This window comes from Bacillus sp. 3103sda1, from assembly GCF_024159135.1.
GTDB lineage: Bacteria > Bacillota > Bacilli > Bacillales > Bacillaceae_G > Bacillus_A > Bacillus_A rhizoplanae.
In genome coordinates this window covers 730,341-750,518 of record NZ_JAMYWS010000001.1, presented here as the reverse complement: position 1 = coordinate 750,518, position 20,178 = coordinate 730,341, and the positions used below count along the sequence as shown (strand labels likewise).

Here is a 20,178-nt window from a genome sequence, read left to right as displayed (position 1 = left end):
AAACATTAATGCAATATTTCCAGCTCGATATTTCCATTTGTTCACAAAATAGAAACAAAGTTAAGAACTAATTATCGACATAATTTTTGTAATATTCTGTTCATATTCCGTTCATATTTCTATTCTAAAATTTTCCTGAAATTAAAAAAGGGAGGTTATACATGTGATTAATCGTCCTTTACACAAACTTGCTCGCTTCATAAGTAGTCCGAGGGGTGCCAAAATCGTTTTAATTGCTTGGATTCTTGCTATTGGCGTTTTAAGTTTCATCGCACCAGCAGCCAAAAAATACGCAACAAGCAGTGGTGAAGGAAGCATACATGAAGATACTCCATCTGCTGTAGCTCAAAAAATATTTGATGAACAATTCCCATCCAAAGATGGAGCAGTCGCCCTACTTGTTTTTCATGGAAAAGATGCAATCACTGAGGCCGAGCGTGCAAAAATCTCAGAAATTAGTAAGTGGCTTTCTTCAGATGATAAACCCAAAAATGTAGCAAGTGCCTTACCATTCCACCAACTCCCCAAAGCCACACAAGATAAAATGTTTTCCAAAGATAACACGACTATTCTTTTAAATATTGCGCTAACGAAAGATTTAGAATCGGATCAAATTTATGACACACTAGAGCAAATTCGAAACCATGTGAAACAAACAGATATAGGAGATTTACAGTTTGAAATTACGGGCCCAGCTGGAATTGCAGCGGATACGATTACGCTTTTCAAAAATGCTGACTTCGTATTAATGTTTGCAACAATCGGATTGATTCTCATTATATTAATCATCATTTATCGCTCTCCCCTACTCGCCGTCATTCCATTAATCATTGCGAGTATTGTATATCAAGTAGTCGATCGCATTTTAGGATTAGCAGGCCAAAATGGATGGTTCGTCGTTGAAAAACAAGCTCTTTCCATTATGATGATTCTGCTCTTTGCTGTTTTGACAGATTATTGTTTATTCATCTTAGCTCGTTATAAAGAAGAGCTAAAAAAGACGAGTTCGAAATACGATGCGATGCAAGCTGCATTAACGCAAGTAATGGAACCTATTTTATTCAGCGGCGGAACGGTGCTGGTTGCGATGCTTACATTGTTCTTTGCTGTTTTTAATGCATATCATAACTTTGCCCCAGTATTTTCAGTTGCCATGGTGTTCATTCTTCTTGGAGGCATCACACTCATTCCCGCTCTATTTGCACTAGTAGGTCGAAAAGCATTTTGGCCTTTCATTCCAAAAGTAGCCGAAAAAGAAGAAAAGTTAAGCGGCTTCTGGACAAATGTAGGCACTTTTGTAAAGAAAAAGCCTTCCATCACAGCAAGTATACTGTTAATTATGCTCATTCTTGCTTCACTGAACGTTGGATCTATGAAATATTCATTTAATTTAATGAAGTCATTTCCAAATGACATTTCATCGCGGCAAGGTTTTGACATTTTAGAAGCCAACTTTCCACCAGGACAATTAGCACCAGTGACTGTCATTTTGAAATCAGACAAAGAAATTGTATTAGACCAACCATTTGTTGAAAAATTAGCTTCACTATCAAACTCAATCAAAGAACTAGATGGGATAAATGCGTTCACACCTGAAATCACTTCAGGATTATCCGCACCCAATTCGAGCTTGCCAAAAAATTTCTTATCAGAAGAAAAGCATGCCATCAGACTACAATTGACTTTGCAAGACAACCCATACGATAAAGCAGCTTTAAATACAATAAGTACGCTCCGAGACAATAGTAAGGACTTGTTAACGAAAAGTGGCTTCGATTCAGAGCAGTATTCCTTGCATTATAGCGGGCAAACGGCACAGCAACTAGATGTGCAATCTTTAAATGAAAAAGATACGATCGTGACGTTCTCACTCATTTCAATTTTCATTTTCATTATGCTTGCATTCCAATCAAGATCTATCATTATAGCGCTAACAATGATGATAACAATGTTACTTTCCTATGCGGCAACCCTAGGGCTGGGGTGGATGATCTTTCATCATATTTTAGGTTACGATGCGATTAGCTATCGTCTACCTGTCTACACCTTTGTTTTTCTTATTGCATTAGGGGTTGATTATAATATTATGCTTGTATCTCGCATCAAGGAAGAGGCACAAAAGTATGAATGGAAAGAAGCTGTGGCACGTGGAGTTGCTTTAACAGGGGGCGTCATTTCATCAGCAGGTATTATACTCGCAGCTACATTCGGCGTACTCATTACGCAACCACTTCAGGAACTCTTTCTGTTCGGTTTGACGATGACAATGGGGATTTTAATTGATACATTCCTTGTTCGTGGTATGCTGCTCCCTTCGATTCTAATTTTTTTCAAGCCAAACCGTTCCAAGCAAATTTCTTCAATTCCAACAGATTTGAAATAACCTAATGGTTCATCGTTTAAATAAAGTGAAAAGTGTGCTATCAAATTTGCTGACAGCACACTTTTCGTTTTATTCGCAATTGTAATAACGTGTTCATCTTCTGTTCATAAACATTTCTTATTCTACAAACGTAGAACTCCGTCAGTTTTTTCTTCCTCCCCACTTCTCTTCTTTATTTTTTCAAAATTTCAAGGTGGAAGTCTTACTGTCCAAAGATAAAGTGAAACTTCCGTCAGTGGGGGTTTTCTTCATCCCCCACTGACGGTTAGTTGAACCAATCGGGCTTTTACGGGCAGTTATCCCCCACCTATCTTCTTTGCTTCTCTCTCAATCTTGAGGTGGGGGTCTTACTGCCCGTTAATGCGGGATAGAAAAATGAATTAGAGGTGAAATACTATGCGATCATTATATTCAAGATTTGTCATTATATCGATTTTTATTATGTTAATTAGTAGTGTTGTAGCATTTTTACTTACAAATGTATATTATCATGTGTATTTAAAACCATATAACAGTGAGAAAATTTTAAAGTATGCAGAAGAAGTAAAGCATTTATATGAAAAAAATACAGAACTTAATAAAGATGATTATTTACAATCTATTTCTAGCCTTGGCTTTGAAATTTACTTAGTAGACGATAAAAAACAAGGTAAGCGATACGGTGATGATTTCAAGAAAATGAATGTTAGCGAAGAGACGATTGAACATGTATTAAACGGAAATATATACAATGGGATTTTAACATATCCAAATCATTTATTTGCTACCGGGTTTTTTGACAATACACTTTCGAATAGTATAGGAATTCCTGTTGAAAATAACGGTAAAGTGTATGCGCTATTTATTCGCCCAGATATTCAACAGCAATTTGGAGAATTACGTATTTTCTATGCTGTTTTATTAGGATTAACTATTATAATCAGCCTGATTTGTATCGCGATAGCTACCCGCTTTGTCGTTCGCCCTATTCAAAGATTTACACGTGCGACAAAAGAAATCGCAAGTGGGAACTATGATTTAGCACTTCCAGAAAATCGTCGCGATGAGATTGGAACACTTGCAACTAGCTTTCGGAAAATGTCCAAAAGATTACGAAATTCAGAGCAGATGCGACAAGAATTTGTTTCGAATGTTTCTCATGAATTTCAGTCACCATTATCATCTATCCAAGGATTTTCCAAAACATTACAAACAAATGATTTAACGAAATCTGAGCAGACACATTACCTAGAAATCATTGAATCAGAAAGTCGTCGCATGTCCAGTTTATGTAAACAATTATTAATGTTAGCATCGCTTGATAAAGAAGATCTTACTTTACTTAAGCAGCCTTTTGATTTAGGGAAACAAATAAAAGATATTATTTTTATGCTTGAGTGGGAATGGAGAACAAAAGAACTTGCAGTTGAAATGGATGTTCCTAGCATACAAATTTACGGAGATGAAAACTTGCTTCATCAAGTATGGACCAACTTGTTTACCAACAGCATCAAATTTACAGAAAGCGGCGGAACAATTTCATTTGAAGCAGAAGAACTGGAAACAGAGTGGCGTATTTCGATTACTGATATGGGTATTGGTATACCGGAGAATGAAATAAAAAAAATATTTGATCGTTTTCATAAAGCCGATACTGCGCGAAACAGAAATGTAAATGGAAGCGGATTAGGTCTTTCTATTGTAAAAAAAGTCGTTGACCTTCATGGCGGAGCAATAACTGTTGATAGTGAACTTGGAAAAGGAACGACCTTTTCCATTTACCTTCCGAAACCAAAAGAAGAATCTATATGAAAACTCCCATCAGTGGGAGTTTTTTTCATCCCCCACTGATAGTTAGTTGAACCAATCGGGCTTTTACAGGCAGTTATTCCCCACCTATCTTCTTCGTTTTCTCTTAATCTTGAGGTGGAGGTCTTACTGCCCGCGAATAGCGGGATAAACGGTAGACTCTGCTTTTGTAATATTTTGTTCATATTCCGTTCATATTTCCTCTTTATGATAAGAGCATAGAACGAAACAAGGAGGAATGAACGTAATGTTTTTAGCACTTAAAGAATTAAAACAATCAAAATTACGATACGGATTAATCGGTACAATTATGATACTTTTATCATTTCTTGTACTTATCATATCAGGTTTAGCAAATGGTTTATCTCATGATAACGCCTCTTCCATTATCGAAATGAAAGCAGACAAGTTTGTAGTATCAAGTGATGCCGAGGGTAAATTATTACGCTCTCAAATTAAGCAAGACGACGTAGATAAAGTATTAGCACAAGTTGATGAAAAAGATGCGGTTCCAATGCATCTTAAAATGACGACATTTGAAAAAGAAGGAAGTTCAAAAAAAGTTGATGCTGCTATTTTTGCAAGTAAACAAGATTCATTCATTGCCCCAAAAGTGATTGAAGGGAAAAACAGTGCTTTAGCAGACAATGAAATCGTTGCTGATGAATCCATCAAAGAAAAAGGTATAAAGCTTGGAGATGAGCTAGTAGATCCTATTTCTAAGAAAACTTTCAAAGTTGTTGGATTTACAGAAAATCAAATGTTTAGCCATACACCTGTTGTTCATATGAATGAAAATGTATGGAGCAGCATTGCAATGCCAAATGAAAAAGATTACAGTATAATCGCTCTAAATACTGATAAAAAAATCGATAATACAGATAATGTGAAAATCGTTGATAAAAAAGAAGTACTACAAGGTATTCCAGGTTATAAAGAAGAACAAGGAACATTAACGATGATTATTGCGTTTTTACTTGTAATTTCAGCATTATTAATCGGCGTTTTCTTCTATGTTATTACTTTACAAAAAACACACCAATTAGGCGTATTAAAAGCAATCGGAACAAAAAACTCATATTTAGCAGGTAATTTAGTTGTACAATCTATCTTCTTATCTGGTGTCGCTCTTGTAATCGGCATTGGCTTAATCTTGGCAATAGAGACTGTTTTACCAGCTGGCATGCCATTCTTATTAACAACAACAACAATCTTACAATATTCAGGTATCTTTATCGTAATTAGTATATTCGGTACACTAATTTCTCTATATCAAGTATTGAAAGTAGATGCACTAGAAGCAATCGGAGGTGGAATGTAATGGTAACAGAAGTGAAATGGGATAACCCAGCGTCATTATTAAAGCTTGAACAAGTAAGTAAAGTATATGGCGAAGGAGATACAGAAGTAACTGCCTTACATCCAATTACATTAGATGTAAAAGAGGGCGAATTCATCGGTATTGTTGGTCCATCAGGTTCAGGGAAAAGTACATTGCTTTCCATTGCTGGTGCACTTCTCTCTCCTTCAAAAGGAAACATTTATATTTCTGAGCAAAACGTAACAAATTTATCAGAAAAAGAGATGACAAGTATTCGTCTAGAAAAAATTGGTTTTATATTCCAATTCGCGAATCTCGTACCTTTCTTATCGGTTAAAGAACAACTTTTATATATCGCTAAGTTAAAGGGAGAAAATAAAAAAGAAGCGGACAAGCTTGCAACTGAATTACTGAAAACATTTGGATTATCACATCGAATGAATCATTATCCAAATCAACTTTCAGGCGGTGAAAAACAACGTGTAGCCATCGCTCGTGCTTTTATGAATAATCCAGACTTAATTTTAGCCGATGAACCTACTGCTAGTCTTGATTCAAAACGTGCTAGAGAAGTAGTTGAATTAATGAAGCATGAAGTTAAGAAAAACAAAAAAGCAGCAATTATGATTACACACGATGAAAAAATGCTTGATGTATGTGATCGAATTTTAACACTTCGAGATGGAAAATTACTACGCGAAAACGAAATTTAAGAGCAAAAGTCCAATAAAAGTAATCTTAAAAAAACTTTCTTATTCCCTATCTGACTTGGGAATAAGAAAGTTTTCTTTCATTTAAAGCATACTTTCATTTTCATTTACAACATAACGTAATTTTAATATAATAATTAGACAAATTTCATATGTAATATTGCGTTCATATTCTATTCATAATTCTCATGTAACATGCTTTATATAAAGCAAATGACTGTTAGAAAGGAATGATGAACGTGTTAGCATCTGCTATTACATGTATTACAGCTGCACTCATTTTTTATACAATTGGAGTATGGAGTGAAAAATTTCAAAAAACATTAAAACCTTGGCATGTCATTATTTTTTGGCTTGGATTAGTATGTGATACGCTCGGAACTACATTAATGGAGAAAATGGCTTCAGCAGGATCTCTCCTCAGCTTTCACGGAATAACAGGCTTATCAGCAATTTTACTTATGCTATTTCATGCTGTTTGGGCAACGATTGTGTTAATAAGAAAAGATAAAAAAATGATGACAACATTCCACACACTAAGCGTTATCGTATGGTTCATTTGGTTAATCCCATATATTTCTGGCCTCATATACGGAATGACAAGATAGCTTCTAAATACAGCTCTATTCCCAGAAATAAACATTGCTATTACTACCTTAGGGGGTTATTATGAAAAAGTTATATAATGCATCTTTTGTCTACTTAGTTATCGGTTTATTTTCCGGTGTATTTGCAAGAGAATATGCAAAAGCGCAGGGAATTCAAGGCACTACTCTGCTGAACCTTTTGCACACGCATATGTTAGTTCTTGGATTTTTGTTCTTTTTAATTGCCTTTGCATTATCAAAATCATTTGCATTTCATGAAGCAAAAAGTTTTAATGCGTGGTTCATCGTTTATAATATAGGACTGATTGCAACAGTTGGTTCATTGGCGGCACGCGGACTTCTTCAAATAAATGGAACTGATTTTAAAGGGTTAAGCCATATAGCAGGAACGTCTCATACTATCATTGGCATTGCTCTAGTTTGGTTTATGATTTTATTAAAAAAATCATACAAGGGATAACAGGAGGTACAATATGAACTTAAATATAAACTTAGCTGTTGTAATGAGTATTGTTGCTCTTTGCATGGCTATTGGAATGATGATTATTCGCTTAAAATCAGCAAAGAAACCTGTATCGTTAAAGAAAATTGTACTCCCACCGATTTTTATGAGTACGGGAGCATGCATGTATATCTTACCAGAATTCCGATTAACAACATCAGAAATTTGGGAAGCAGTGATCGTTGGTTTATTTTTCTCTATTTTTCTTATTAAAACATCAAAATTTGAAATACGCGGAAAAGACATCTATTTAATACCTTCTAAAGCATTTATAGTTATTTTAGTCGGTTTACTTGCTGTCCGCATCGGTATGAAAGAATATTTAAGTCAATCAATTGACTTAGGACAATTAAGCGGTATGTTCTTCTTACTTGCTTTTGCGATGATCGCATCTTGGAGAGTTGGAATGTATCGTTCATTTATGAAATTGCAAAAGGAAATGGATTTTGTAAGTAAGAGTGTTTAATTAAAAAAGCGCATCTATAAATAACGTGAGTCCGGTATTATACCGGGCTCACGTTATTTATTTTCTATAGTGTTTGGCTTCCCTAGCGACCTTTACACACACTTCCGATGTGAAAAACCAAGAGTAATACTACTTACGAGTTGTAGTATTGCTCTTTAAAGTTGCTTAAATATTGATAAATACAATAGTAAATGCCCCCAAATAAAGTTTTTCAAGTCTAAGAGATTATTCAATAATCCCGTTTGACTAGGCAAAAAGAAAAAGCCGTAGCTATACAAATGCTTACGACTTTTTCTGTGATAATAAAGATGAATTTAACTGTGTGACACAGCATCCTTGATGTAGTCAGAAAGCTGTTTATCAATCTTATCTATTCCTAATTTCTCTCCCACTTCAGGATTTTCTTTATAATAACGTTCAGCTGCTTTGGAGATTTCAGGATCCTTAAAAGTCAACCTATTGAGGAGCTCACTCCATTGTTTTGCTAATTGTGCTACGTCTAGGTTTTCGGGTGGTGTTCCTTTCTCATATTCCATTCGTATCTTTGCAGTTATTTCAGCCCATTCACTTACACATTGTTTTCTTTCCTCTAGTCCCATTTGTTTGAACATCTTATCTTGTTGCTCTTGGGTAAAATAGTTTTCTTTACTCATATTTATCACCTCAATTAAATTTATAAATTGTTCTGCGCTCACTTTTTGTTGACTGTTAAGCAACTCGTATATTCTTTCCAACCGACTGCACAACTGTTCTTGTATTCGAATGTACTCTTTTACACTATCTAGCTGTACTTTTATAACTTCGACTGGATTTAAATTTGGATCTTCAATCATTTCTTTAATCTGACCCAAAGCAAAACCTAACTGCTTAAGTGACATAATTTGTTGTAACTTGGCAATATCTGTTTCAGTGTAAATCCTATGTCCCTTATCAGAGGATTCCGAGGGAGAAAACAATCCCATCTTGTCATAATGATGAAGCATCCGTACCGTAAGTCCAGTTTGTTTAGCTAATTCTCCAACTTTCCAAGTATTTTTATTCAGAATCAACCCCTCATTTCGTACGAAATAATTTCACCGGTAAAATTACTATACAACCTGACATCGTGTTAGGTTCAAGTCTCTTTTTAAAACTTTTTTGTTGTTTATATTAATAACAGTTTTCATAAAAAAGATGCCTTCCTATTTAAGAATCACATCCAAAATTAGGACTATTGGCGACTGAAAAAAACCATTACATTATTAGTTTTTAAATAACAAGAACAACCGAAAACTATGGACTTAGATTAGCAGTTGTTAAAAGAATAATCGATTTGCACTTCGTGGATCGTATAGAAAAGAAAGAAACAACGTTTAAAGTAAAAAAATGAAGTCATTAGTTATGAAAAATTTATTTTCTAACATATGTTAGGTCACATAGAGGACACACAACTATCGTATTCTGATACTTGTAATTGAGTTGAACAATGATGTAGGACAGTGATCCGTACTATTACACAATTTAGAGAACATTTTACCTAAGGAGTGATTATAATGGCACGTGTTTTATTTATTAATGGTGGATCAGAAGGGCATTTCAATCCAACCATTGGTGTTGTACAAGAGCTTATTGCACGCGGAGAAGAGGTAGTGTACTTCACAATAGAAGCTTTTCGGGAGCGTGTCGAGAAAACGGGAGCTACTGTACGAACATTTGATGACCAAAAATTTATAAAAGCCTTTATCTCAGGTGGAAGAAATTATTTATCCGAAAGAATCAATGGTCTTTTACATACGGCGGATATCATTATACCTAGCGTTCTTGAACAGATTCAGGGAGAACATTTTGATTACATCATTCACGATTCTATGTTTGGTTGCGGACGTTTACTTTCCCAAATTCTAAAGCTCCCTGCAATTAATTCGTGTACATCTTTTGCTCAGACTGAAATGTCATTTAAAAAAATGTTAGAACATCTTTCGCAAAATATCCCAACAGAAATTGCGAAAAGGATAAATAATGATTTTCAAAACCTAACAACAAAAATCAAAGAAAAATATGGTGTTGAAATCACTTCTCCTTATGAAGTTTTTTGTAACCCTGCACCACTTGCAATCGTTTATACAACTAGAGAATTTCAACCTTTTGGAGAAACATTTGACGAAACATACAAATTTGTAGGTCCATCCATCTCTTCACGATTAACGCAAGAAAACTTCGACCTTACTACAATCAAGGGAAAAAGCCCAATTTATATTTCACTGGGTACTGTCTTTAATCAAGCAATTGATTTCTATAAGCTTTGTTTTAAGGCATTTGGGAACACTGATCATACCGTTGTCATGTCTATTGGGAAAAAAGTTCAAATATCTGATTTAGGGGATACTCCTAAAAACTTCATTGTAAAAAATTATGTTCCACAAACCGAAGTACTAAAACACTCTAAATTATTTATCACACATGGTGGAATGAACAGTACTCATGAAGGTCTCTATTACGAGGTTCCGCTAATTGTAATCCCACAAAGCGCGGATCAGCCTTTTGTTGCTCAAAGAGTTGCTAATATCGGAGCAGGTATCAATTTAAGTATGCACAGTCTGAGCGCTGACCAACTCCGTGAAACTGCGGACCAAGTATTACACAATCCGTCTTTCCTAAAGGCTGTTGGCAACATTAGTGAATCCTTTCAAAAATCGGGCGGGTATCACCAAGCTGTTGATGAGATTTTTGAATTTAAAAGTAAATATGATATCTAAATATAAATATTTTTCTCCTACACTGCCAATAATAAAAAGCCGCTGGTTCCCCAGCGGTTCTCACACATACTTCCGATGCACCATCTTCCCATCATAAGAAAACACAACACTCTTATTCTCCACAGTCGACTCCATATGCACCGTTCTTCCCCATAACTGATAAATGTACGGCAATACTTTCTCTAAATATTTCAAATCAAGTTCAATTCCTTCATAACAATGCTTAATGTACAATTCGCCGTTCTTTAAATGGTCTCCATCTTCAACAACTAAATACGGAAATCCACCATTTGTTCTCATATTGACGAGCTGATCGCGGACATTTTCCCAATCTTTATCAATGACTTTATAATCTTTCCCTTGGCGCTGGAATAAGTACATATCTTCCCGCATAACAAGTTCTTTGTTTAAGTAATTTCGCAGGAATGATACGTCCCATTCAATTTCGCGCACTTCAAAGATTTTTTCTCTTCCTGAGTTTGGTTTTGCGCCTCGGCGTATCATTTCTTCTGTCGGATTATCGTAGCGCTCTTCAATATCTTCGAAAATTTTGATGCCGAGATAGTACGGGTTAATACTTGTTTTCGATGGCTGTACAACCCCTGCGTTTAGTTTTGCAAATTCAATTGCTTCATCTGAACCTAAATCCATTTCGCGAAGAATACGTTGATGCCAGTACGAAGCCCAGCCTTCGTTCATGATTTTCGTTTCAAGCTGCGGCCAAAAATACAGCATTTCCTCACGCATCATCGTTAAAATATCACGCTGCCACTCTTCTAATTCGCGGCTATATTGCTCAATAAACAGAAGTAAATCTTTTTCTGGTTGCGGCGGAATTTTTCTTTTCTTCCGCACATTAGATAATTCTCGTTTCTTATTTCGATTCTCTAAATTCCATAAATCATCGTACGGCGTGACAGCCTTCTTTATTTCTTCCTCTTCTTGATCATCCGCACTCCACGCAAGCTTCGGTCTCATAAGAGAAGGATCAATGTGCTCTTGAATGGCTAGCACTGCATCTAAAAAAGTTTCTACTTCTTTTTTTCCGTATTTATGCTCATAATTTTTAACTCGATCTGCAGTTGCTGCCATACTTTCAACCATATCGCGTTTCGTGTTAGAAAATCGAATATTATTTTTAAAGAAATCACAATGCGCCAATACATGAGCGACAATAAGCTTATTTTGAATCAATGAATTTGTATCGAGCAAAAAAGCATAACATGGATCGGAGTTAATAACGAGCTCATATATTTTACTAAGTCCTAAATCATAGTGAAGTTTCATCTTATAAAATTGCTTTCCAAAGCTCCAATGTGAAAAGCGCGTTGGCATGCCATATGCACCAAATGTATAAATAATATCAGCTGGACAAATTTCATAGCGCATCGGATAAAAATCTAACCCAAATCCTGTCGCAATTTCCGTAATTTCTGCAATTGCATATTGTAATGCTTTGTCCTCACTACTTCTCATCTCTGTCCCCTCCTTACACATTCCCTTATAAAAGTGTATGATGAGGAACAAGCTTTCATGAAAAAGAAAATCTTTCTACAGGGTTGGCTGCACTATATACAAAAAAATAAATATAAATAACCTAATTAAATTCAAATAATGATGAAAAAAACTGTATTAACAACATTAGGATTTGTAATGACTTTAGCGATCGTTTTAAATCATAATGCTAGTACACAACACGCCTTAAAACTCAAAGAAAGGAAACAATATACACATGGAAATCATTTTTAATTCACATAAAGAAAGGAGGAACTCGTTACGAATTTCCCCTTTCTTTAAAGACAATCCACATTGACTTAAAATTTAAATAACGATATCTTGATAACCAACTTCTACAACCTCTTCATTTTCAAACTTTATTCCGATACCATCCTCTTCCCAGGTACAGTTAAATATTAATCCAACTCTTCTAATTCCATCTTCAAAGTCTGGTAGAATAATTAATCCGACAGGTTCCACTAATTTTCCTAACTCTTGCGTAGTAGTTATAATCGGTGCTATTTGATCCGCAGTTTCATCTCCTACCATCGCTCTATATTCTGGGCATTCTTCTTGATAATATTCAAATATAGCTTGTTCAGCTTCTTGTGTAAGTCTATTTATATCAGTAATAAAATTTCGATATGCCTCTTCTTGAATTTGAGGAAATAAATCGTCTTCTTCTCCATCAATAGTTAGAGATACTATTTTTTCCTGACCAAAAATATTTATTTTCTGTTGTCCACTCCAATATAAATCATGCACAATTTCACCAAATAATGGATGGTTTATTTTTTTCATAACTTTATTCTCCTAACTTATTTTTTATATTGATTTCTCCAACTCCACCTAAATGCTTGAAAATATTATTTATGTCCGTAGGTACTAGCTGTATTGTTTTACAATCATTAAGTTCATGCCAAGTGTAACGATTCTTCATCCGCCATTTTTTTATATCTGTTTTCGTTATAGTCATTTCAGCTGTTGATAATTGTTTGGCTAATTCTTCATCCGCTTTCCCAAAATTCCCTAATTTACCATCTCGAATATTAGTCATGTCAATTTCCACTTCTGCTTTGACAAAAGGAGAAAAATCTGGCATAGAACTTTTATAAAATACACCGTCAGTGTTAGCTTCATCTAAATATTTATTTACTTTATCTTTCTCAGAAACAAATTTTGATTCCCCTACTTTATCTTCCCAAGTACCATGATTCTTAGGAACTATCTTAATTCTCTCTTCTAGAGTGCTGTATTTAGGTTTAACACTAGAGCCATCTGTTATATCTTTTGGATTCGTTTTTAATAAATCTTCAATTTTATGCTCAATATCCCCTAGATTTACTGAACCATTTTTATCTCTAGCAAATTGATAACTTAATATTTTTTCATCAGCCTGTCTAAAGAAATTATTATCAAACCTAGGTTGTACAATACTTTCGCCAGCAAAAGCAAGACGGTCTGTTATTTGCAAATTACTTGTAGTATATGAAATGCGTTGTGTGATTTTTGAGATATTTGGATTTTTTGCTAGTGTAGTTACTTTCCCTAATTTACTTACTCCTTTTGCACCGCTCAATACTCCTCCACCAGCAACTTGCATAAAAGCGTACGTTCCCCATCTTGCAATACTTTCAGCATCACCATTGATAACATCCCTAATGAATGAATCTGATAAGGTGTTCCACATAGCAGGAATTGTTTCATCATAATTTACAATGGCATCCCTTGCATTTAACCATGTTTCTGCTTCAAATAGAGTTGGAAATCCTTCTATTACATCCCCTACAGCTTGTCCTGAACCAATATAGATACCATTCCAAATTTTTGGAACACCCTCTATTACATATCCTACAGCTTGTCCTGAACCATAATAAATAGTGTCCCAAGCTTTTTCCAACAGAGATTTTTCGCTTTCTTCCTCTTCAAACAGATTCTCATCTTCAAGTTTCTCAGCTTGTCTAGCTTTATCTTCTGTAGTTTTGTGAATAGATTTCGCCCACTCCATATTCAATTCTTTCGTACTAAATGTGCCACTTGCTGGACTAAATCCTTTTCCACTTTGGACTTCCACAAGCCCTTTTGCAATATTAGCTGCTAACGTCATTGCAGTCGCGTAATTATCGCTAGACGACACATTAAATCGGTACAAACGTTCTAACTTATCTTCTAGTTTCCGTTTCATTGCATAATAGACTTGAAGTAACGCATCCATTCCTGACATATGCGCACTCATCGATTGAACTTCTGCTATCATGCGCTTAAGTTCTCGAATTTGTTCGAGTATTTCTTGTTCAATCACATCTACGGTAGCAACCTCTGCTTGAAAATCAGCTGGAAATGCATTGTTTTGATGGATTAATTCTTCACACAAGTATATAATCCCCTGTGCTAAAGGACGAAAGGTTTGTAAGAAGAACATTTTCGCACTGTCATACGTTTTCCCTTGTAAAACTGCATCGCCTACAAAAGTATCAATTGATTGGATAACCTGTTCCATGCTTTCAATGATAGCAGTACATGAAGCATTCATACTCTCTGTTTGAGCTTGTACTTCTCCTAAATACATATTCAAGCTCATAAATTGACCTCCCATACTAACCTTTGCCGCCTATAGGAACGATCATTTTCTAGGTTACTATCATATTTCATCTCTTCGAGTGACATTTCTTTTTGTTCTACTGTTTGAAAATTACTTCGGAATTCTCCCATCGCTTAAATCCTTTCCTCAGTCTTTTCATGTCAATTTTTCTTAATGGATGTTCTAATTATGTATCGGTTCTAAGAAGTACCTTACAGTATTCATAACTGCACTGTTCATTCTAAACTTCCGAAATTATACCAAATCTACTTACAGGAAAATTATAACACAATGATACTTTTTGTAGATTTGAAAAAAGTTGTACCATTTGCAAAAAAGCCGTACCGTTTAAAACAAAGTTTAATCGTTTTGAAAAAAATTTGATTAAAATACAACCTTTATTTCAAAGCTACAACTGAAAAAGTCTATTGCACAATAAAAAGAAGCTGATTACCTACTATATGTAGATGATCAGCTCCTCTTTGTTTTCTATATATTTACATATTCTACTAGTTTTTAATCCTCTAAACGAGGTCTTTTCATTTCTACCGTGACGAAGTAAGAAAAGAAAAACAATACTTTCAAAAGTGTTAATCCTCTAAACGAGGTCTTTTCATTTCTACGCATGAAATGCAAGATATTATACCACCAAATAGTTTGTTGTGTTAATCCTCTAAACGGGGTCTTTTCATTTCTACCTCACTAGCTGAATATTCCACCGATCTTCCACCACTTATGTGTTAATCCTCTAAACGAGGTCTTTTCATTTCTACGTCAGTTGCTCGAGGCACTGGAAAAGAAGGAGAAAAATCTGTGTTAATCCTCTAAACGAGGTCTTTTCATTTCTACTGCACCTTAATTCTATCCTACTCTCTCAAGGGTTTCAAGAACCAAATTACATACCTTACTTTTTGTTGCATCAGGACAAAAAACATTATGTAAACTACGGCTGGTTTGAAAATAATTTCATTATTCTGATATATACAACAGCTGCGTACATAAAGATTTTCATAATCAATTATAATATATTATAAAAATGACATGCTATTATAGCTTTTGGACACCTTTTATGAGCGTGTCATTAACTTCACTCAAATATGCTTCTGGCACATTTTTGATCAAACTTTTTTATAAATCAACACTTTTGGTTATGATTTGAATTGACATTAAATTCATTTTTTCAAAACTAAAGTAATACTTTTTACAGGAACTATTCCACTTGTAAAATCTAAGAAGGATTTTATAACTTATCATTTTTAGATTATTATAAAACATTAAAATAACTAAATAAGACAAATGTACATTCTCATAAATAAGTAATACAAAGCATTCATCATATTAAAAAGCACCTTAGCAATACGAAGCCCAGCCTTCATTCATGATTTTCGTTTCAAGCTGCGGCCAAAAATACAGCATTTCCTCACGCATCATCGTTAAAATATCACGCTGCCACTCTTCTAATTCGCGGCTATATTGCTCAATAAACAGAAGTAAATCTTTTTCTGGTTGCGGCGGAATTTTTCTTTTCTTCCGCACATTAGATAATTCTCGTTTCTTATTTCGATTCTCTAAATTCCATAAATCATCGTACGGCGTGACAGCCTTCTTTACTTCTTCCTCTTCTTGATCATCCGCACTCCACGCAAGCTTCGGTCTCATAAGAGAAGGATCAATGTGCTCTTGAATGGCTAGCACTGCATCTAAAAAAGTTTCTACTTCTTTTTTTCCGTATTTATGCTCATAATTTTTAACTCGATCTGCAGTTGCTGCCATACTTTCAACCATATCGCGTTTCGTGTTAGAAAATCGAATATTATTTTTAAAGAAATCACAATGCGCCAATACATGAGCGACAATAAGCTTATTTTGAATCAATGAATTTGTATCGAGCAAAAAAGCATAACATGGATCGGAGTTAATAACGAGCTCATATATTTTACTAAGTCCTAAATCATAGTGAAGTTTCATCTTATAAAATTGCTTTCCAAAGCTCCAATGTGAAAAGCGCGTTGGCATGCCATATGCACCAAATGTATAAATAATATCAGCTGGACAAATTTCATAGCGCATCGGATAAAAATCTAACCCAAATCCTGTCGCAATTTCCGTAATTTCTGCAATTGCATATTGTAATGCTTTGTCCTCACTACTTCTCATCTCTGTCCCCTCCTTACACATTCCCTTATAAAAGTGTATGAAGGAAAACAAGCTTTCATGAAAATTAAAGAAATTACCTTAATTTATTTTGTCTTTTAAATGCGATTATCTTGCAAAACATGTAAAATTTCCTTTAGAGAACATTCATTACAAAGGGGATAATCTTATGAATACAATCATAAAAGTGATGACACTGCAAGCATGGGAAATTGCGAAAGAAAAAGGAGTAATTATCGAAACTTCTTTACAGAAAGAGGGGTTCATTCACTGCTCATTTCTCAATCAATCATTACAAGTTGCTCACAAACATTTTGCAACAGAACCTTCTATTGTATTTTTAACAATTGATCTAGAGCGTGTACAAGCAGAAATGAAATACGAATTAGCTGCAAATGGTGAACGTTATCCACATGTTTACGGTGTTATACATACGAGTGCAATCACAAACATTCATATATTAAATCAACATAAAGATGGAACGTTCACCCTTCCAGCAGAACTTGCATAATAAAAAAAGGATGCTTATATGTTAATAAGCATCCTTCTTTCTTTATCCTTCAATAATCTCTAACTTCTCCGTAATTGGTGTACGCTCTTTGCCTTCTGGCGCCTTATCAAAATACCCAACATGTAAAATACCAACAATTCGTTGTCCTTTCGTTAAACCAATTGCTTTCATGAAAGCAGGATTGTAAATAAGTCCGCCTGTTTTCCAAACAACACCCAATTGCTGTTCCCAAGCTAGGAGCTGGAAGTTTTGCATAAATGCACATACAGCAGCGTAATCTTCATCACGCTGCGCTTGGCGTGGGTCTTCATCCATATAGACAACAATTTGAGCTGGTGTACTCATAAAACGTTCCGTTAACATTTTTCCGCGTTTTTCTCTTTCTTCTAGCGAAAAAGAGTTTAAAACAGCGTCTACAAACTTTTTACGACCATCCCCAAAAAATAATTTACATTTCCACGGCTCGCGGTGCTGATGATTCGGTGCCCATGTTGCATTATTTAATAGTTCAATTAATAATGCTTTTTCTACTACTTTATTTGTAAAGGTACGAATAGATCTTCTTTCTTTTATTACATTTGCAATAGACGTATAAGTTGTCATCTGTTCCTCTCCTTCATCATCTTATATCTATATGTATACGTTAATAAATGATAAAGATTATCAATTTCAATTATAATCTAGTTTCCTCATATAAATCAATATTTAATATCAAAAAACACAATGTGACCATTGCAGTAAAACAAAAAATCGCCTTACTTTATGTAAGACGATTTTCATGACCTAGGAAAACGTATGATAAACGTTGTTCCTTTACCTTGTTCACTCTTTACTTCAATCGTTCCATTATGCATTTTCACAAGTTCTTTTACAATCGATAAACCTAATCCAAATTCACCATAACTATTTGTTCTAGATGTATCAGCTTTATAAAAACGCGACCACATTGCCGATACCTCTTCTCGTCCCATTCCAATACCAGTATCTTCAATTTCAATAATTGTCATTTGCCCTTCTTCTTTTCCTCGCAACATAATTGTTCCATTTTCGGTAAATTGCAGGCTATTTTTTGTGATGTTCAGCAAAATTTGCAGCAGCCGATCATAGTCAACATAAACAAATAAACTAGCGGGGACATCAATTCCAATTGTATTTTCTTTTTCCTCTGCTTGCAGTTCTAATTGTTCACTGATTACTTCAAAAACTTCTTTTACTTCAATCTCTTCTTTTTGAAGTATGATTTCATTAGAAAGGATCTTTTCGTAGTCTAATGTTTCATTGACAAGGCGAATGAGTCGCTTCGTTTCTTGTTCCATCATCTCAAAGCAGCGCTGCTTTTTCTCCTCCGGAATGAGGTCATTTTTCATTCCTTCTACTAAACCATTGATTGTCGTAAGTGGTGTTTTTAATTCATGTGAAACATCAGCAATAAATTGACGCTTTCGCTTTTCTAAACGATTGATTTCCTTCTGTGCTTTATGAAGCTGCTGCGCCATATTATTAAAATCATTTCCAAGCAAACCGATTTCATCGTATTGTCCAATAGGAATATGCACATCATACTGACCTTTTGAAATCATTGCGGTCGCCTGGCGAAGACGCTGCACCCGTTTTACTAAAGAGCGCGAGAAAAAGATACTGACCACTAGTACAATTAGAAATGTAACACCTGCTGCCATTAACAAATATCGATTTAATTCCGTCACAATTTGAAGTGTGCTGTGAATGGGAGCTGTTAACATTACCCCGCCTTGCAGTTCACCATTTCTCATATACGGAATCGCAACAATTGATACAGGTTGTTCAAACCTTTTCACGTCTCGTTTTATTTGCAATGTTTCGCCATGTTGAATTTTCTTCCATTCTGCCTCGCTTAACAATGGATTTTTCTTTACATGAACTGGTGATTGCGTAATTTCTCCCTTTTCATTAAAGATGAAAAACTTCGTGTCACGTGCATGTAATAGACTAGAAAAATGTTTCAATTTCACAGCATGAACATTCATTTCCTTTTTCTCAAGCTCATCAATAATTTTAGTTCCGTAAGAAGTAAGCTCGTCTACCTTTGTCTCGTAAGCAAGATTTTCAGCTAAACTTAAAAACATGACACTTAATAGAATAAATGCAACAAGTAAAATAAAAATGTAACTAAATAATAGCTTATAAAAATACTTAACCCTTTTCACAGCCAGCTACCACTTCATCAAATTTATAACCAACGCCCCAAACCGTATGAATCCATATATGCGAGTCAGTGCTAATTTTTTTACGAAGCCGCTTAATATGTACATCCACTGTTCGTTCGTCTCCGTAAAATTGATATCCCCAAATGCGTTCTAAGAGCTGTTCACGACGAAATACTTGGCGCGGGTGCTTCGTGAAAAAAACGAGCAATTCAAATTCTTTTGGCGTTAAATTTCCCACTTTCTCACCGTCTAAAAATACTTCTCTTGTTTCTTCATTAATATGAAAATGATTTATTTCATTTTTCATCTGTTTTTTTGATAAACGGCGTACAACCGCCTTCATCCTTGCGATTAACGTAAGCGGACTAAACGGCTTCGTAACATAATCGTCTGCCCCAATTTCTAATCCTAGTACTTGATCGGCTTCGCTATCTTTTGCCGTTAACATGATGATAGGAACATCACTGCTTTCTCTTATTTTTTGACACAGTTTTATACCATCCATGCCCGGAATCATCCAATCTACAATAAGCAAATCCCAATCTTTCTTTTGAAACAATGAATATGCTTCTAAACCATCTGCGACAAATGTTGCTTGAAATTCTTCTTTCATAAAAAACATTTCAAGCATTGAACACACGCTCTCATTATCCTCTACAATTAATACATGCATCGCAGCATCTTCTCCATTCATTGAACTCTTTTTCTCCATTTTAAAACTCTTATCATATGGAAA

The 20,178-nt window shown here is 34.9% G+C and carries 16 protein-coding genes, 1 pseudogene and 1 CRISPR repeat array; of the genes and pseudogenes, 9 read left to right on the top strand and 8 right to left on the bottom strand.

Features of this window, described 5'->3' with window-relative positions:
• The first annotated feature begins 163 nt into the window (after positions 1-163).
• From NKR74_RS03825 to NKR74_RS03795, 7 genes are all read left to right on the top strand, one after another.
• Positions 164-2,383, top strand: coding sequence for an MMPL family transporter (locus NKR74_RS03825; RefSeq protein ID WP_309247625.1), 2,220 nt, complete (start codon positions 164-166; stop codon positions 2,381-2,383).
• 396 nt (positions 2,384-2,779) lie between these two features.
• Entirely contained in the window at positions 2,780-4,174 is a 1,395-nt protein-coding gene (locus tag NKR74_RS03820; protein ID WP_253628667.1) for a sensor histidine kinase, read from the top strand.
• Between the two features lie 244 nt (positions 4,175-4,418).
• A complete protein-coding gene (locus tag NKR74_RS03815; RefSeq protein WP_098308163.1) occupies positions 4,419-5,492 on the top strand; it encodes an ABC transporter permease in 1,074 nt (357 codons plus the stop codon).
• Complete coding sequence (locus NKR74_RS03810) at positions 5,492-6,205, top strand: ABC transporter ATP-binding protein (RefSeq protein WP_098308161.1); 714 nt, start codon at positions 5,492-5,494, stop codon at positions 6,203-6,205. Before NKR74_RS03815 ends, NKR74_RS03810 begins: the two co-directional genes overlap by 1 nt.
• A 236-nt stretch (positions 6,206-6,441) precedes the next feature.
• Positions 6,442-6,810: an HsmA family protein gene (locus NKR74_RS03805; RefSeq protein WP_098308159.1), complete on the top strand. Its 369-nt coding sequence runs from the start codon at positions 6,442-6,444 to the stop codon at positions 6,808-6,810.
• A 61-nt stretch (positions 6,811-6,871) separates the two neighbouring features.
• Entirely contained in the window at positions 6,872-7,270 is a 399-nt protein-coding gene (locus NKR74_RS03800) for a DUF2871 domain-containing protein (RefSeq protein ID WP_253628666.1), read from the top strand.
• A gap of 13 nt (positions 7,271-7,283) precedes the next feature.
• A complete protein-coding gene (locus NKR74_RS03795; protein ID WP_301287646.1) occupies positions 7,284-7,778 on the top strand; it encodes a CcdC family protein in 495 nt (164 codons plus the stop codon).
• A 314-nt stretch (positions 7,779-8,092) separates the two neighbouring features.
• Here the strand turns inward: NKR74_RS03795 and NKR74_RS03790 are convergent, their stop codons facing one another.
• On the bottom strand, positions 8,093-8,827 hold the full coding sequence (locus tag NKR74_RS03790) for a MerR family transcriptional regulator (RefSeq protein WP_253628665.1): 735 nt from the start codon (positions 8,825-8,827) through the stop codon (positions 8,093-8,095).
• Between the two features lie 483 nt (positions 8,828-9,310).
• Here NKR74_RS03790 and NKR74_RS03785 point away from each other — a divergent pair, with 483 nt between their 5' ends.
• Positions 9,311-10,513 carry a macrolide family glycosyltransferase gene (locus tag NKR74_RS03785; protein ID WP_253628664.1) on the top strand — a complete coding sequence of 401 codons (1,203 nt, stop codon included), beginning with the start codon at positions 9,311-9,313 and terminating at the stop codon, positions 10,511-10,513.
• A gap of 60 nt (positions 10,514-10,573) precedes the next feature.
• On the opposite strand, the gene NKR74_RS03780 is transcribed toward NKR74_RS03785, so the two are convergent.
• From NKR74_RS03780 to NKR74_RS03760, 4 genes and pseudogenes are all read right to left on the bottom strand, one after another.
• Positions 10,574-11,989 carry a SpoVR family protein gene (locus NKR74_RS03780; protein WP_253628663.1) on the bottom strand — a complete coding sequence of 472 codons (1,416 nt, stop codon included), beginning with the start codon at positions 11,987-11,989 and terminating at the stop codon, positions 10,574-10,576.
• Between the two features lie 345 nt (positions 11,990-12,334).
• A complete protein-coding gene (locus tag NKR74_RS03775; RefSeq protein WP_253628662.1) occupies positions 12,335-12,811 on the bottom strand; it encodes a DUF6985 domain-containing protein in 477 nt (158 codons plus the stop codon).
• Positions 12,812-12,815: 4 nt separating this feature from the next.
• Positions 12,816-14,591, bottom strand: a complete 1,776-nt coding sequence (locus NKR74_RS03765) for an HNH endonuclease (RefSeq protein ID WP_301287645.1) — start codon at positions 14,589-14,591, stop codon at positions 12,816-12,818.
• A 516-nt stretch (positions 14,592-15,107) separates the two neighbouring features.
• Positions 15,108-15,440: a CRISPR direct-repeat array (repeat unit 33 nt; unit sequence TTAATCCTCTAAACGAGGTCTTTTCATTTCTAC).
• A gap of 507 nt (positions 15,441-15,947) precedes the next feature.
• Positions 15,948-16,748: pseudogene (locus NKR74_RS03760) on the bottom strand (SpoVR family protein); the annotation flags it as partial.
• A 166-nt stretch (positions 16,749-16,914) separates the two neighbouring features.
• Here NKR74_RS03760 and NKR74_RS03755 point away from each other — a divergent pair.
• Positions 16,915-17,256 (top strand): DUF952 domain-containing protein, encoded by a 342-nt coding sequence (locus NKR74_RS03755; RefSeq protein ID WP_098308149.1) that lies wholly within the window; start codon positions 16,915-16,917, stop codon positions 17,254-17,256.
• Between the two features lie 42 nt (positions 17,257-17,298).
• Here the strand turns inward: NKR74_RS03755 and NKR74_RS03750 are convergent, their stop codons facing one another.
• The 3 genes from NKR74_RS03750 to NKR74_RS03740 all read right to left on the bottom strand — a co-directional run bounded on the left by NKR74_RS03750 (position 17,299) and on the right by NKR74_RS03740 (position 20,115).
• The gene (locus NKR74_RS03750; protein ID WP_253628661.1) at positions 17,299-17,859 is read right to left on the bottom strand and encodes a nitroreductase family protein; all 561 of its coding nucleotides are present in this window, start codon (positions 17,857-17,859) and stop codon (positions 17,299-17,301) included.
• Between the two features lie 173 nt (positions 17,860-18,032).
• On the bottom strand, positions 18,033-19,442 hold the full coding sequence (locus tag NKR74_RS03745; RefSeq protein ID WP_253628660.1) for a sensor histidine kinase: 1,410 nt from the start codon (positions 19,440-19,442) through the stop codon (positions 18,033-18,035).
• On the bottom strand, positions 19,429-20,115 hold the full coding sequence (locus NKR74_RS03740; protein ID WP_253631072.1) for a response regulator transcription factor: 687 nt from the start codon (positions 20,113-20,115) through the stop codon (positions 19,429-19,431). The genes NKR74_RS03745 and NKR74_RS03740 overlap by 14 nt, the downstream gene beginning before the upstream one ends.
• Between the last annotated feature and the right edge of the window lie 63 nt (positions 20,116-20,178).